This window comes from Hydrogenivirga sp. 128-5-R1-1 (assembly GCF_000171895.1).
In genome coordinates this window covers 173297-188800 of record NZ_ABHJ01000001.1, presented here as the reverse complement: position 1 = coordinate 188800, position 15504 = coordinate 173297, and the positions used below count along the sequence as shown (strand labels likewise).

13 protein-coding genes are annotated in these 15504 nt (G+C 53.0%); 10 read left to right on the top strand and 3 right to left on the bottom strand.

What is annotated here, in order from left to right:
* Nucleotides 1–292: 292 nt before the first annotated feature.
* The 7 genes from HG1285_RS16060 to HG1285_RS16085 all read left to right on the top strand — a co-directional run bounded on the left by HG1285_RS16060 (nucleotide 293) and on the right by HG1285_RS16085 (nucleotide 7646).
* Nucleotides 293–778 carry a hypothetical protein gene (locus tag HG1285_RS16060; RefSeq protein ID WP_008285985.1) on the top strand — a complete coding sequence of 162 codons (486 nt, stop codon included), beginning with the start codon at nucleotides 293–295 and terminating at the stop codon, nucleotides 776–778.
* 243 nt (nucleotides 779–1021) lie between these two features.
* On the top strand, nucleotides 1022–1849 hold the full coding sequence (locus HG1285_RS16065) for a formate/nitrite transporter family protein (RefSeq protein WP_008285984.1): 828 nt from the start codon (nucleotides 1022–1024) through the stop codon (nucleotides 1847–1849).
* Nucleotide 1850: 1 nt separating this feature from the next.
* Nucleotides 1851–2591 (top strand): uroporphyrinogen-III C-methyltransferase, encoded by a 741-nt coding sequence (gene cobA, locus HG1285_RS16070; protein WP_008285983.1) that lies wholly within the window; start codon nucleotides 1851–1853, stop codon nucleotides 2589–2591.
* Between the two features lie 2 nt (nucleotides 2592–2593).
* A complete protein-coding gene (locus HG1285_RS16075; protein WP_008285982.1) occupies nucleotides 2594–3526 on the top strand; it encodes an anthranilate phosphoribosyltransferase in 933 nt (310 codons plus the stop codon).
* A gap of 69 nt (nucleotides 3527–3595) precedes the next feature.
* On the top strand, nucleotides 3596–4219 hold the full coding sequence (locus HG1285_RS19020) for a P-II family nitrogen regulator (protein WP_008285981.1): 624 nt from the start codon (nucleotides 3596–3598) through the stop codon (nucleotides 4217–4219).
* Entirely contained in the window at nucleotides 4186–5643 is a 1458-nt protein-coding gene (locus HG1285_RS16080; protein WP_050777655.1) for a nitrate/nitrite transporter, read from the top strand. Before HG1285_RS19020 ends, HG1285_RS16080 begins: the two co-directional genes overlap by 34 nt.
* Nucleotides 5640–7646, top strand: coding sequence for a nitrate reductase (locus tag HG1285_RS16085; protein ID WP_008285979.1), 2007 nt, complete (start codon nucleotides 5640–5642; stop codon nucleotides 7644–7646). Before HG1285_RS16080 ends, HG1285_RS16085 begins: the two co-directional genes overlap by 4 nt.
* On the opposite strand, the gene HG1285_RS16090 is transcribed toward HG1285_RS16085, so the two are convergent.
* Nucleotides 7612–8376 carry an MOSC N-terminal beta barrel domain-containing protein gene (locus HG1285_RS16090; RefSeq protein ID WP_008285978.1) on the bottom strand — a complete coding sequence of 255 codons (765 nt, stop codon included), beginning with the start codon at nucleotides 8374–8376 and terminating at the stop codon, nucleotides 7612–7614. The genes HG1285_RS16085 and HG1285_RS16090 overlap by 35 nt on opposite strands.
* The gene (locus tag HG1285_RS16095) at nucleotides 8373–9893 is read right to left on the bottom strand and encodes a sigma-54-dependent Fis family transcriptional regulator (RefSeq protein ID WP_008285977.1); all 1521 of its coding nucleotides are present in this window, start codon (nucleotides 9891–9893) and stop codon (nucleotides 8373–8375) included. Before HG1285_RS16095 ends, HG1285_RS16090 begins: the two co-directional genes overlap by 4 nt.
* Before the next feature lie 68 nt (nucleotides 9894–9961).
* On the opposite strand from HG1285_RS16095, the gene gspD reads away from it, so the two are divergent.
* From gspD to purF, 3 genes are read left to right on the top strand one after another with little or no spacing between them, the layout of a single operon-like run.
* Nucleotides 9962–11953, top strand: a complete 1992-nt coding sequence (gene gspD / locus HG1285_RS16100) for a type II secretion system secretin GspD (RefSeq protein ID WP_008285976.1) — start codon at nucleotides 9962–9964, stop codon at nucleotides 11951–11953.
* Nucleotides 11895–12569 carry a hypothetical protein gene (locus HG1285_RS16105; protein WP_008285975.1) on the top strand — a complete coding sequence of 225 codons (675 nt, stop codon included), beginning with the start codon at nucleotides 11895–11897 and terminating at the stop codon, nucleotides 12567–12569. The genes gspD and HG1285_RS16105 overlap by 59 nt, the downstream gene beginning before the upstream one ends.
* A 25-nt stretch (nucleotides 12570–12594) precedes the next feature.
* Nucleotides 12595–13995: an amidophosphoribosyltransferase gene (gene purF, locus HG1285_RS16110; RefSeq protein ID WP_008285974.1), complete on the top strand. Its 1401-nt coding sequence runs from the start codon at nucleotides 12595–12597 to the stop codon at nucleotides 13993–13995.
* Here the strand turns inward: purF and fliF are convergent, their stop codons facing one another.
* Entirely contained in the window at nucleotides 13996–15504 is a 1509-nt protein-coding gene (gene fliF, locus HG1285_RS16115) for a flagellar basal-body MS-ring/collar protein FliF (protein ID WP_008285973.1), read from the bottom strand.

Genomic DNA, 15504 nt, shown 5'->3' with positions numbered 1-15504 from the left:
TGGTTTTTGGGAGGGTTTGTTGATGTAGGTTGAGAACTGTATAGTTTTCTATAATATTAGGCATGGGAATCTACAAATTGGCTGAGGGAGACGAAACCTCTGCTGTAAAAGATGTGATAAGCCTTATTCCCTACAATCAGTGGGAGATGAAATGTGAGCATCAGAGTAGAAAGAAATAATAGTCACATAGATGAGTTTATATGCGAACAGTTCGCATATCTTTCAAAATTGGTGGTATATATGAACAGGTCGGTTACGAACGAATTGGGCGACAGCCAAAGGAGGAAAAATTATGACAGGTAATATAGAAAGACTATATGAGCCTCTTAAAATAAATGACTTGAAAAAGTTAAAGTATTTAGGATTTAGAGAACATGAAGAATTTTTTAAAAGAAATCCTCATTTAAAGGAAGCTTACTATAACTCGCTAATCGGAATAGTTTTATGTCAGGGAGCAGCCTCCCATTACCTCAACCCGAAAGTGGGCATAAAGGACTTTGATATTTGGCATTTCTATGTAGAAGATGAAAATATTAACTTTCCGTATAGAGCTCATAGAAGAATTGAGAATGGGTACAAAGGTAGGCCAATAGACTTTCTTAAGAGGACAATTCCAAAAAGCGTTTATCAATTATATTCTAATGATCCTGGGGAAGTTATTATAAGATATTTACTTGAAAGAAATACAAAGACCAAAAATTTGCTTTTGAAGAAAGCTGTTATTGGACTTTTTCCGGATAATATATTTGGTAAAGTGCTTTGGAAAGGAGACTTATGATATGTGTCCGTTGCCTAACAAGCGGGTATCTATCCTCGTCCAAATCCTTTGCTATCGCTTAGGACTTCAGATACCCGTCTCTCGTTAAGTTCCTATTCCTTCTTATAACCTTCATCATTTTCTTTATACTCCCATCCGTCCGACCACAACCCAATATGGCACACTTCTTGCACCTTTTGACGATGATGGCACCCGCTTTGGAGAAGCTCACAATCTTTAAATCTCATAGAAAGGAGGTAAGAGATGGGATACGTCAAGCCGGAGGCGGTAGTGGAGAACATGATTCAGGCGGGAGCCTACAAAGCCAGCCTCTCCGCTAAAGACCTGCTTATAAGGGGTTTCTTGGCTGGTTCACTGCTGGGGTATGCGGTCACCGTTGCCTTCTCAGCGATAGCCCAGTCGGACATGAGGATAGTGGGTTCTCTGGTCTTTCCTTTGGGCTTTGTTATGATAGTTCTCTTGGGGCTGGAGCTTGTGACGGGAAACTTTGCCCTCGTTCCTCTTGCGGTTCTTGAGAAGAAGACGACCTTCGGTCGTATGCTCTACAACTGGTTCTGGGTTTACATCGGTCACATATTCGGAACCTTTTTCTACGGATTTCTCTTTTACATAGCTGCAACAAAGATGGGAGCCGTTCCCGAACCGGTGGTGGGTAAGATGATAGCCAAGGTTGCGGAGGCGAACACCCTCGGGTATGCAAAGCTCGGCTTCGTGGACGGCTGGACGGTGGCGATAGTCAAGGCGATACTCTGTAACTGGATGGTGACCATAGGTGCAGTTATGGCGATGGTTGCCCAGCACGTCATAGGTAAAATAGCGGCGATGTGGTTTCCCATACTCACATTCTTCGCTCTCGGATTTGAGCACGCCGTCGTTAACATGTTCCTGATGCCCACGGGTATGCTCTTCGGCGCCGACATAACCCTCTACGACTGGTGGTTCTGGAACCAGATACCCGTGACCATAGGCAACCTCATAGCGGGCTTCACGCTCACGGGAATGGGACTTTACCTAACTCACAGGAAGAAAGAGGTTGAAGAGACCGCTGAAGCGGTGAAGAAGGTAGCTTGATATGGGAAAGGTCTATCTCGTAGGTGGGGGTCCCGGCGACCCTGACCTCCTTACCATAAAAGCCTACAAACTCCTCCAGAGCGCGGATGTGGTACTCTACGACGCCCTTGTGAACAAAGACATCCTGAACATCACCAGACCCGACTGCCTGAAGATATACGTGGGCAAGAGGGACAGCAGACACACCCTCCCGCAGGAGGAGATAAACCAGCTACTCTACAAATTTGCAGGCGTTTACGACAAAATTGTCCGTCTGAAAGGTGGAGACCCGTTCGTCTTCGGAAGGGGCGGAGAGGAGCTTTTGTTTTTAAGGGAAAGAGGGGTTGAGGTTGAGGTGGTGCCCGGCATAACCTCGGCTGTCGCTGCGCCCTCCTCTGCCCTAATTCCCATAACCCACAGGGAGTTAGCCTCCTCCTTTGCGGTGATAACCGGTCATCCGAACAGGGGTATAAACTGGGCTGACTTCGTCAAGGTGGACACCCTGATAATCTTGATGGGCGTTAGGAACAGGCAGAAGATAGCGAGGGAACTGATAGAGGCAGGCAGAGACCCAGACCAGCCGGTAGCCTTCATAGAGAAGGCAACTACTACCGACCAGAGGGAGGTCTTTACAACCCTTAAAGAACTATCCCAAAACCCACCGGAGGTCAACACTCCCGCCGTCATGGTGGTGGGAGATGTGGTGGGCATAAAGAAGCGACTTGAAACCTTCTGTAAAGGCGGCCTTCCGGTTACACTTTAAGTATGTACTCCGTTGACGGCGTTTTTAAGAAGCTCACCAGACTGAAGGAGAACCTTCAGGACTTAACGGAGGAGGAAGCCTACGGGATATTTGCTGACATCCTTGAGGGTAAGCTCTCGGACGTAAAGATTTCCGCATTCCTAACCGCCATGAGGATAAAGGGGGAGACCGGGGAGGAGCTTCTGGGTGTATTTAGGTCTATAAGGGAGAAGATGGAGTTTCCCCCTCAAAAGCCTGAGGCTCTTGACCTCGCCCTCAACTACGATGGGAAGAACAGGACTCTGTACATACTTCCCTCCGCCCTATGGCTATGTTCCAAACTCGGTCTTGATTTCACCAACCATTTCGCCCTCAGAACCCCCACCAAGGAGGGAGTTACTCTTTACGAAGTTGTAAGTGCGCTGGGTGTGGAGCTGAACGTTCACTTCTGCGACCAGAGAGACTATGCCCCCGCGCTTCACGATCTCATGCCTCTCCGCAGGGAGCTCGGCTTCAGGAGTCTGATAAATACGGTAGAGAAGTTCCTAAATCCCTTCGGGACGAAAAGGGTGGTGGTCTCCATATTCCACAAGCCCTACTTTGAGAAGAATGCTGAACTTCTGGAACTCCTCGGTTTTGAGGACTACACGATAATAAAGGGGCTTGAGGGTGGTATTGAGCCCCTGCCCGACAGACCCACCTACATAAAGAGGAAGGGAGAGGAGCTTGAGTCGGTCAGTCCCGGAGAGCTCGGTCTCGCCATGCCCAGAAGCGTTCACACCGACAACGTCCTTGAAGACTCGGTTGAGCTAAACAGGAGGATAATTGAGGGCGAGGAGAGAGGTGAGTTTTTCAACTGGGCTGTCTACACCGCAGGTGTCCTTCTCTACTCCCACGGGCGGTGCACGAGTGTTAAAGAAGGCGTGGAGCTCGTCCTGAAAGATACAAGTCTGTAGTCGCTCCCCACCGAACCCTACACCCTAAATCCTCCTGTGTGGCACGGTTTTTGCAAATGTAAGGGTGGTATGGTTGAGCTCCTTGCGATCATAAGGAAGGAAAGGTCTTACGATCTGAGGAGAGCCCTCTCGGATAGAGGAGTGCCCTACGTGTCCTGGAGCGTAAAGGGGCGCGGAAAGGAGGGAGGACTCAGATACAAGGGCTTGATAAGGGAGAAGGTATTAATGCCCTTCCTGCCCAAAAGAGCCTTCTCCATATTTCCCGAGGAGGGAGAGGTTGATGATGTGGTCAATCTTGTCATAGAGAGCGCCCACACGGGTGCTTACGGAGATGGAAAGGTATTTCTTCTGTGTTCTGAAGAGGAGGATAGCGTCATGAAGCTCGTTAAGGCGGTTATAAGACCCGAGAAGTCCTACGATGTGGTTAAGGCTCTTGAGAAAAAGGGCTTCAAAGCGATGACCATGTGGGACGTTGTCGGTAGGGGTAAGGAAGGCGGTGTACAGGTGGGGCAGACAGCCTACGACGAACTCGCCAAAACCCTCCTTATGATAGCGGTTGAGGATAAGGACGTTGACAAGGTCATAGACACCGTGACGAAGGCTTCCAGGACGGGCGCTTACGGAGACGGCAAGGTTTTCGTTTGCAACATATCCAAGGTATGGACTATAAGGACGAAGGAGGAGGGTCTGTGAACCTGTTTTCCGAACTCATCTCTGCCGTCAGAAGAGGCAATCCCAAGGCTCTCTTCGCCAGCTTCATATACTTTGACCACTCCTTCAGTATATGGCTGCTCCTCGGTGCCCTTGGACCCTTCATAGCCGAGCACTTCGGTCTTTCAGGAGCCCAGAAGGGCTTCATGGTTGCGATACCTGTCATAGCCGCTGCCATCTTCCGCATAAACTTCGGGCACATGTTCCAGTTTGTCGGGGGAAAGTACATAGCAGTTATGGGCATACTGCTCTCCTTAGTTCCCAACACCTACATGCTCCTCAGAGGGTTCAGCGTGTCTTACGAAGACCTGCTCTGGATGGGCGTGTTCCTTGGTGTCGCCGGTGCGAGCTTCGCCATAGCCCTGCCCATGGCCGGCAGCAACTACCCGAGGGAGGTTCAGGGTTTAGTCCTCGGGCTCGCAGCCGCTGGGAACATAGGGGCTGTCCTTGACGGGGTCCTCTTCCCTCCGATCGCTAAGGCGATAGGCTGGGAGAAGACCTTCGTCCTCTCGGGAGTGCTCCTGCTGGTGGCTCTTATATTTGTGGTGCTGTGGGCTGAGGACAGGACTGAGAAGTCCGAGGGGAATAGGGCTTATCCCTTTATTGCCTTCTTCCTTACGCTCGGCTTCATGGCTCTCATATCCTTAGCCTTTTACAAGGGCTGGTTTGGAGTGGCGGGAAATGTCGGCAAGTTGCTCATTCCCCTCCTCGGTGCCGGCTTTGCCATACTCCTGATGCCGCTTTCCTTTAAGAAGGTCTTCCTTGAGAGGGACACATGGGTTCTCATGCTCGCCTACTCAATAACCTTCGGTGGGTTCGTGGGAATGTCCTCTTACATAGCGATGTTGCTTAGGGACGTCTACGGAGTGTCTAAGATAGAGGCGGGTGCCCTGATGTCCCTGCTCGCCTTCACGGGAGCCATGATAAGACCTCTCGGTGGGCACATAGCCGACAGGGTGAGCGGTGCGACCGCCCTGATATACTTCCTCGGAGGCATAGCCCTCGTGAATGGACTCTTCGCCTTCTTCACACCGCCCTTCCTGCTCGGTCTGGTCATGTTCCTCGCTCTTTATATCTTCTACGGACTCGGAAATGGAGCCATATTCCAGTTGGTCCCTCACCGGTGGCCCTACCAGACGGGCTTGATGACAGGTCTTATAGGTGCGGCGGGAGGTATAGGGGGCTTCTACCTGCCCACCGTGAACGGTATAGTCTTTGAAGCGACCGGTTCTTACAGCCTTGCTTTCGCCTTCTTTGGGGGTGTTGCGGTCTTCTGTCTCCTTATTGTCAAGTTCCTCCATGCCCAGTGGATGGAGTGGGCACACGTGCGCTACGACTACGAGAAAGAGCAGCTCGTTGGTATAGACCCTAAGAGCGGTAGAGTGGTCATGGAGATAGCGGGATGAAGAACTTTCAGTGCCCTTACTGCGGTGTAGGTTGTGGTCTTTACATTGACGAGAGGGGAAAGATAAAGGGAGACTTTGAGCACCCTGCAAACCGCGGGGATATATGCAAGAAGCCCATATACCTGACAAAGGTACTTGACAAAGGCAGGGTGGGTAAGCCTCTTTACAGGGAGAGCAAGGATGAAGAGTTCAGGGAGGTCACTTGGGAGGAAGCTTACGCTATCCTCAGGGAGAGGCTCTCCTCTCTGAAACCGGAGGAGACCTACTTCTACCTCTCGGGGCAGCTCCTTACGGAAGACATCTACGTAGCCAACAAATTTGTAAAGGGTTTCCTTAAGACCAACAACATAGACGCCAACTCAAGACTGTGCATGGCTACCGCCGTTGCCGCCTATAAGCTCGCCTTCGGCTCCGACGGACCGCCCTGTACCTACGAGGACATAGACGATGCAGATGCCTTCCTCTTCATAGGTTCAAACGCTGCCATAGCGCACCCTGTCCTCTTTAAGAGGGTTCTGAAGAGGAGGAGAGAAACGGAGCAGATGGTGGTCATCACCGTAGACCCCGTTGAGACCGAGACCGCCAAGAAGAGCGACCTCTTCATACAGATAAACCCGGGCACGGATACGGTGTTCCTGAACTCCGTCCTCTATGTCCTGCACGAGGAAGGCTGGATAGACTTTTCCTTCGTTGAAGGATACACAGAGGGCTTTGAGGAAGCTCTTCAGCAGGCTAAGAACTTTCCTCCAGACGTTGCGGAGAGTATCTGTGGCGTTAAGGCTGAGGACGTTTACCTCGTCGCCAAACTCTTTGCCCAGAGCAGGAAGCTCATATCCTTCTGGTGTCAGGGACTTAACCAGTCAGTCAACGGCACCATGAAGAACTTAGCCCTTATAAACCTCCACCTAGCAACGGGCAGACTGAACGAAAGGGGGTGCCCTTTCTCCCTGACGGGTCAGCCAAATGCCATGGGTGGAAGGGAGGTAGGCTACCTCTCCAACGGACTTCCCGGATACAGGGACGTGCGGAATGAGGAGGACAGAGAGTTTATGGAGAAATTCTGGGGGGTTGAAGGCATAAAGCCCGAGCCGGGTCCCACCATAACGGAGGCGATAGACCTCGCCCTTGAGGGAAGGTTAAAGTTCCTCTGGGTGGTGTGCACGAACCCCGCGATCTCTCTGCCGAACTCCGATAAGGTTCGCCGGGCTCTGAGGGAGGTATTCCTCGTAGTTCAGGATTCATACTTCAACGACACCTCTCAGCTCGCCAACCTCGTGCTTCCAGCAGCCCAGCTGGGGGAGAAGGAGGGCGTTATGACGGGTTCCGACAGGACGATAACCTTCTGCGAGAAGTTCTCTGAGCCCTATGGAGAGTCAAAGCCGGACTGGTTGATATTTACTGAGCTCGCAAAGGTGATGGGTGCGGAGCACCTCTTTCCTTATAGTTCCCCGTCTCAGGTGTTTGAGGAGTTCAGGGAAGCCACGAGGGGTAGGCTCTGTGACATCAGCGATCTGTCCTACGACAGGCTCCCCGCTAAGTGGGGCAGCAGGTGGCTTTATGGAGGGCTGAGATTCCCCACCGAGAGTGGTAGGGCGAGGTTCCACCCAGCGTTCTTTGACGTGGCAAGAGAAGAAGGGGAGTTTATCCTTATAACGGGGAGACTCAAGAACCAGTGGCACACAATGACGAGAACGGGCAAGAGCCCGGAGCTGCTCAAGGGTGAGATCCCACCCTTCGTGCTTATGAATCCTGCAGACGCAGGGGAACTGGGCTTGGAGGAGGGGGACGAGGTAGTCTTAACTTCCAGAGGTAGGGAAGTTCTCAGGGTGGTTAGGTTCGGTAACGTCAAGAGGGGAAGTCTCTTCACGCCTTTCGGTTATCCCTTAGAATTCGGGGAACCAACGAACCTGCTCACCACCGACAGGGCAGACCCATACTCTAAGGAGCCGGACTTGAAGTACGCGGGGGTCAGGGTAAAGGTGTTAGCTCGTCGCCCACGCTGAGCTCTTCTCCCTTAAGCACAGAGGTGTTCAGGCAGAGCCTGTAGAAGGTGTCTTCAAACCTTCCGCGGGGTGACCAGGGGGGCAGGGTTTCCTTACGTTTCTCTATGAACTTTTTGACGAAGCCTCTCAGCTCTTCGCCGGTGTACGGGTCTCTCGTTGGGACGGGACACCTCTTTGATATGCCTTCCCCTGAGAAGATAACCTCGCCTATGTAGAACTTTTTTGGAGAGTCCTCTCCCACGAGGGAGTCTTCCCAGAAGGGAGGGACGCCTTCTATCTCAAGGTTTGCTCTAAAGCGTCTCCTAACGTTTTCTTCCTCAAGCCCGAACCATCTCCCCACCTCTCTGAGGGTAGCCCTGCTAACTATAGTGGGTCCGTGAGCCTTCCTGTCGTCGGGAAATCCCTCCGTAGACCTGCGGAGGTAAACCCTGTAGCCGAACACCTCTGAGAAGAAGTCCTCTATAGCCTTGACCTCCTCCAGCGTGAACTCGTAGCTCTTCCCTTCGTACCTGAACAGTGCCACGCCCGTGTCAAGATCAATTTCGCTCCTTATGCGGTGTATCTTCTTCTCGCGCTTACCGCTCACCACGTTACCCTCTTCATCAAAGAGGGCGAACTCCCTGTCGTGAAGCAGCGAGCCCGAAGGAGTCAGGCGTGCACACTTCACCTCAACGGGGTCAAGCCCCTTTATGGGATAGAGGAGTATCCTGCTCAGAACGGGTTTACTCATCTCGGTAATTTTATCCCGTACTTCTGAATTCTGTAACTTACTTGACGGGGTGTCATTCCAAGCCGCTTTGCGGCTTCCTTTATGACGAACCCGCTGTCCTCAAGAGCTTTCTCTATGAGCTGTCTCTCCACGTCCCAGATGGACTCTCCGTTTGTGAAGATAGGTCTATGGGTCTTCCTCTCTTCCTTCTTCCTTCTGAGCTCAGGGGGCAGGTCTTCCTCGGTTAGCTTCCCGTCGCTGTCAAGTATGACCATACGTTCCAGTATGTTCTGGAGTTCCCGAACGTTCCCTTTCCACTCGTACTCCATGAAGGCGTCCATGACCTCGGCGGATATGCTCACCTCTTTCCCGTACTCTTTCTTGAAGCGCTCCAGAAAGTGCTGGACGAGGACGGGGATGTCGTCCCTGCGCTCTCTCAGAGGCGGTATAAATATGGGGACTACGTTGAGCCTGTAGTATAGGTCTTCCCGGAACTTGCCTTCCCTGACCATGTTCTCAAGGTCTCTGTTCGTTGCGGCGACTATGCGGACGTCAACCTTTACAGGTTTTGAGCTCCCGAGACGCTCCACCTCCTTCTCCTGGAGGACTCTCAGCAGTTTTACCTGAAGGTGCAGGGGCAGTTCGCCCACCTCGTCAAGGAACAGGGTTCCCCCGTTTGCGAGCTCAAACTTGCCCTTCTTTGACGAGTAAGCGCCCGTAAAGGCACCCTTCTCGTACCCGAAGAGCTCAGCCTCAAGGAGGTTTTCCGGTATTGCACCGCAGTTTACCGCTATGAAGGGTTTGTCAGCCCTCGGGCTGAGGAAGTGAATAGCCCTCGCGAACACCTCCTTGCCAACACCGCTCTCTCCCCTCAGCAGGACGGTCGCACTTGTGGGGGCTACCCTGTGGACTATCTCAAGGACACCCAATATCTCCCTGCTCCTTCCCACTATTCCCTCAACGTGGAGCTCGTCGTATATACGCCTGAGCTCAGCCTCAAGGGCTCTCTTCTCGTCCTCAAGGGCTTTCTTCTCCTCTTCAACTTTTCTCTCAAGGGAGAAGCTGTTCGCTATCAGTGTAGCTATCATGTTCAGCAGCCTCGTGTAGTCGTCAAGGGACTCCCTGCCGGAGACCTCCTTGTCCACGCTCAGGACACCGACCACCCTTCCGCCGCTCTTTATGGGCACCGCTATGAAGGCTACCTTCTTCTTCTTCAGGTTCTTCCTCTTCCACAGCTTGTTTAAGAACTCGGGCTCCTGGGATATGTCGGGTATAACTATGGGAACACCGTGCTTCCACACCTTGCCTGTTATTCCCTCTCCTTTCTTGAAGCCGTCCTTTGGAAACCTGCCGGAGGACGTAGCTCTGACAACTATCTGGTCTGTAGAGGGGTCGTGCAGGGTCAGGGTAACCCTGTCAAAGCCCAGAAGCTTTTTAAGGAGCCTCAGGACGTAGGGGACGGTCTGCTCCAGGTTGAGACTACCCGAGAGTATCCTGCTCACCTCGTAGAGGGTCTCAAGCTCAAGTTTGCAGTTCATAGTTATTAATATAGGGTCTTGGGTAAATTCACAGAGTGCCTTGGAATATAATACTCTGCAGGAAAGATATGGGGAAGGTCTTGGTCGTCCTGCTTATCGTCCTCGGGTTTTGCTTCTCCCAGGAGGGGCTGGACTTAGAGAGCCTCGCCGAGGAGGCCAAAAGGAAGGGGGAGGTCGTCCTCAACTTTCAGAACACCGACATAGGTGAGCTCGCCCTCTTCATGGGGGAGCTTGTGGGCAAGAACGTCGTGGTTGATCCGGCGGTCAGGGGTAAGGTCACGCTCGTATTCTCAAAGCCCCTTAGCCTCAAGGAAGCCTGGGACGTCTTTACCTCCGCCCTGTTCATGCAGGGGTACGGCGTGGTTGAAGGTAAGAAGACCGTCAAAGTTCTGCCCGTGAACGAGGCTGTCACGGTGGCTAAGTTCAAGAGGAAGCCCGCTGAGGGGGAGCTCGCTGTCCTCGTCTTCAACCTAAGGTATGCCGATGCCCAGACCGTCATGAACGCTGTGAGACCCTTTCTATCACCCTTCGCGAGGGTTTCCATGCACAGTCCTTCAAACTCCCTCATAATTGCGGACGTGGGGGAGAACATAGATAAGGCGAGGAGGATACTGTCAAGCCTTGACAGGAGCGGTATAGAGGGAGAGGTCAGGGTTTACAGGCTCAGGCACCTCTCCGTTAAGGATGCGGTTAAACTGGTGACACCCCTGAACTCCGTCTTCAGCAAGAGGTTTGGAATCCCCCTCGTGGTCTCTTCAAGCGACGAGGCGAACGCCCTCGTTGTCTTTGCCCCTGCGGAAGCCCACGGCGTAATAGAGGAGATAATCTCCGAGATAGACACGCGAGAGGTCGTATCCGAGGTGAGGAGCTTTTACATAATACCCCTCAAGTTTATATCGGCGGAGGAGATCGCCGAGAGTCTCCAGAGTCTCCTCGGTGGCGGTAGGGGTCGCGTCAGCAGGGCTGTGAACAGACCCGTGCAGAGAACCCAGAAGAAGGGAGGTAGCCCTCAGAGGAAGCCTCAGGGTAACGTCAGGACGCAGGTTGTCAAGAAGATAGGCTTCATAACTACCAAGGAGGGAATGAAGATAGGCTTTGACAGGGGAACCAACTCGGTGATACTTTACGCTACCAAGAGTGAGTACGAAGGTATAAGGAGCCTGATATCGGGGCTGGACGTCAGGAGGAAGCAGGTTCTCATAGCGGCAACTATAGTGGAGGCTTCAACCAAGAGCCTCCTTGATATAGGCGTAAGGTGGCAGATCCTCGGGAAGCGAGGAGGGGCGAGCTTCAGGGGCACATCGCTTTCCAACATATACAGTTCCTTCGCTTCCGGGAACTTCCTGATGGGTGTTTTCTCCGACGTTGGCAGGACGGTGACCGTCGGTGATGCGACCTTCTTCTTCCCAGACCTCGTCCTCCTGTTCTCGCTCCTTGAGACGGGTTCAGGCTTTAACATAATCTCAAACCCTCGCGTCCTCACCCTTGACAACCAGCCTGCGATAATAAAGGTGGGTCAGGTGGTACCCTACGCCGAAGGCGTCAAGTTTGATATAAACGGACAGCCCATAATAACCTACGACTACAAGGAGGTCGGGCTTGAGCTGAACGTCACGCCGCGCATATCCGGGGACAACCTCAGGCTGACGATAGGTCTCAACCTTGAGGAGATCATAGACTTCGTGACCAACGAAATAGGGGCGACCAGCTACACCGTTCCCGTTACATCAAACAGGGAGGTTAACTCGGACGTGGTCATAGAGAACGGGCAGACAGTCATACTGGGCGGGCTCGTGAGCACGAAGACCCTGAAAACTATGGAGGGCGTTCCGGGGCTGTGGAGGATCCCCATTCTGGGCAGGCTCTTTCGCAGGGACGTCAAGCAGAAGGACAAGACCACCCTCTTTATCTTCATAACCCCCTATGTGGTGTCCTCTCCCGAGGAGCTGACGAAGATAACCGAGGAGCACAGAAAACTCTCGGAGAAAATCAAGAAGATGCTTGAGGAGAAAAAGAAGAAAGAGCAAGAAGAGGAGGATGAGGAGGACTTCTATTTTTAAGGTCTTTATCTTCCTGCTGGTTACAATAACAATATTCCTTGTATCACTACTCTTTGCGGTTCCCAAGTCCGTGCTCCTGGACAAGCTCCTCTCCCAGCGGAACGTCCACCTCTTTGCGGACAGGGTAGAGGAGGGCGCCCTGGGTTTCTCTCTGGAAGGGGTGAGAGTCCTGTACGGCTCAATGTCCGTGTTTCGCTTTGATAGGCTCAGCTTAGGGCTTTACCCTGTAGGTGTGAAGATGCTGGGCACCTGTGAGGGCGGTAGCCTCCTCGCCCGGATGAGCGGGAGTTTGAGCCTGGAGATCAAAAACTTCACCTGCTCCGGGCTCGTGAAGAGGGCGGAAGGGCGTCTCGTTATCTCCGAAGGCGTGAGGGGAAGGTTGAGGCTGGAGGGGCTCAGCCTTAGGGGTGTGAGCGTTGACGCGATAGAGCTTGAGTTTACGGGCGAGAGCTTCAAGGGAGTCATAGACTATGCTGGAATGACCCTTACGGGTGGCGGGAGGATAAAGCTGAAGAAGGAGCTGGCTAACTCCTCCCTTGATGCGAGCTTCAGGGGAAACCTGGGAACTCTTACGCTTAAGGGAACCCTCAAGAATATATCTGTTCAGCTCAGGTAGGTGATGTATATTTAATACGTTCGCCATGTGTGGTATTGCAGGAGTTTTCAACAGCCCCCATGCCTCTCAGTACGCCTTCCTCCAGATATACTCCCTCCAGCATCGTGGTCAGGAGAGCGTGGGTATAAGCAGCTGGGATGGTAAGGACATAAGGACGGTGAGGAGGGCTGGAAGGGTTCTTGAGGCTATAAAACAGGAAGAACTCAACCTTCTGAAGGGCAACAACGCCATAGCCCATGTCAGGTACTCCACCGCAGGAGACTCCGGGGCAACGAACGCCCAGCCCATAGTTAGGGACACACCCTTTGGCAGGATGGCTGTGGTGCACAACGGGAACATAGTGAACTACGTGAGCCTGAGAGAAGAACTCCAGAGCAGGGGCGTGGAGCTCTCCTACAGCTCGGACACGGAGCTCTTTCTTGCACTCCTTGAGAACGGAGAGGAGTACGTCCCTCCGTGGATCAGGCTACATCCCAGGGATGTGGAATTTATGCCCCGCCTTCTGTACTCCCTGAAAAGGATTGAGGGAGCTTACAGCTTCCTGATGCTGTATGGGGACAGGATCGTAGCCGGGAGGGACCCTTACGGGTTCAGACCCCTCAGCATAGGCAGAAAGGGAAAAACGCTGCTCTTCGCCTCCGAAAGCTGCGCCTTTGACATCCTTGAGGCTGAGTTCTGGAGGGAGGTCAAGCCCGGAGAGGTCATAGTTGTGGACGAAACCGGCATAAGGAGCTACTTCCCCTTCCAGCAGGAAAGGAGGGCTCAGTGCATATTTGAGTTCGTCTACTTCTCAAGACCCGACAGCTACATATTTGGAGAGTGGGCATACAACGTCAGGAAGGAGCTGGGGAGACAGCTCGCCCGCGAGGACGAGGTTGAAGCTGATGTCGTGGTGCCCGTTCCTGACTCCGGCGTCGTTCCGGCGCTCGGCTACGCTGAGGAGAGTGGGATGCCCTTTGAGATGGGGTTGATAAGGAACCACTACGTTGGCAGGAGCTTCATAGAGCCCACCCAGGAGCTCAGAAACCTGAGGGTCCTGATGAAGTTGAGTCCCAACAGGGCTGTCCTGAAGGGAAAGAGGGTCGTGGTTATAGACGATTCCCTCGTAAGGGGAACCACCTCCAAGAGGATCGTGAACATGCTCAAGCGTGCCGGGGCTAAGGAGATACACATGAGGATAGCCTCGCCGCCCGTCGTGGGACCCTGCTATTACGGCATAGACACGCCCACCAGGGAGGAGCTCATAGCGAACCAGATGTCCGTTGAGGACATCAGAAACTTTATAGGGGTTGACTCTCTTAGATACCTTTCCCTGGAAGGTTTGAGGGGCTGTGTTAAAGACAGGAAGGAGTTTTGCGATGCGTGCTTCAGTAACGAGTATCCTATAGATATAAACAGGGTGGCCATAGAGAGGAAGAGAGGGTAGTCACTCCTCTCTGAGCCAGAGCTTCAACATCGCTGCCACCTTCTTTGGTTCCTTCCTCGCGACCTCCGTTATGGTCTTAACTATCTCCAGTTCCCTTGCGGTCTCCCTCAGAGCCTCGGCACCGCTTATGGTCGCAACCTCTTCGGCGGACACCTCAACCGCCACCGGGGCAGGGGCTTCCTTTTTCCTCAAGAACCTGAGCAGTCCGAACACCAGAAGCAGTGCCATAACTGCACCCACTACGCCGGGTATGAGGAACTTCTTCCAGGTTGGTATGGGGGGTCCCATCTCCTCGGCTATGGCTGGCTTCTTGAAGGGTACCGCAACCACGGACAGGGTGTCTCCCCTCTTGGGGTCAAGTCCCACCGCCGCAGAGACTATCTTCTTTATGCTCTCCTCGTTCACGTCCTTGAGTTCTTTATTGATTATCACGCCCACGCTCAAGCGCTTTATCTTGAGGGTGTTGTCCACCGAGATAACCTCTTTCTTGCTGACCTCGTAGTTTGTTATGGTCTCCTTCTTCTCGGTTAGAGTTCCACCCTGTCCCTGAACCGCTCCCGTCCCGGGGGGTATGTTGGCAGCTGCTCCGGGCACGCCCCCCACCGGAGCTCCGGTGGTCTTCTCCTTTCTCTTCTGCTCGCTCACCACGGCGGTCATGTCCGGGTCGTAGGTCTCCTCCCGCCTTTGAACCTTTGTGAAGTCCAGCTCAACGGACACCCTAACCTTGACGTTTCCGTATCCGAGGGCTTCTTCCAGCGCCGTCTGAACCTTTCTCTCTATCTCCCTCTCAAACTCTCTCCTTATCTTCAACTGCTTGTTGGATATCTCCTCCTTACCTTCGTCCAGGTTTGCGGTAAGGTTCCTCCCCTTGTCGTCTATGACGACCACGTTCTCTGGCTTCAGGTTCTCAATGCTCGCCGCAACAAGGTTCCTTATAGCTTTGACTTGCTCCTCCGTTATCTCAGCACCCGGTCTGAGCCTTATGAACACCGACGCGCTCGGCTCCTTTTCGTCCCTGAGGAAGATGGACTTTTCCGGCAGGGCTATGTGGACACGGGCGTCCTCTATGTTCTTGAACCTGAGGATAGTCCTGACGAGCTCTCCCTCTATAGCCCTTTTGAAGTTTACCCTCTGCTGAAATTCCGATAGACCTATGGTGCTCTTGTCAAAGAGCTCGTAACCTATCACACCCTTGTTGGGTATTCCCTTGGCTGCGAGCTTGAGCCTCACATCCCTCACTTTGTTCTCCGGGACGAGGATAGTCCTCCCGTCTCTGCCCACCTTGTACTTCACACCCTCCTTGTCAAGCTCGGTGAGGACGGCGTTCATATCCTCAGGGCTGAGGTTGCTGTATAAAACTGCGTAGTCCGGTTGCAGGGAGTATATGAGTACGGTAACGAGGAGGGAGAAAATGACCGCCGGCAGACCCACCACGAGAGCCTTCTGAGAGAGGGGCATAGCCGAGAAACGTTCCTGAATGTTCTTGAGGGTGCTGTTGAGGTCTGCCAT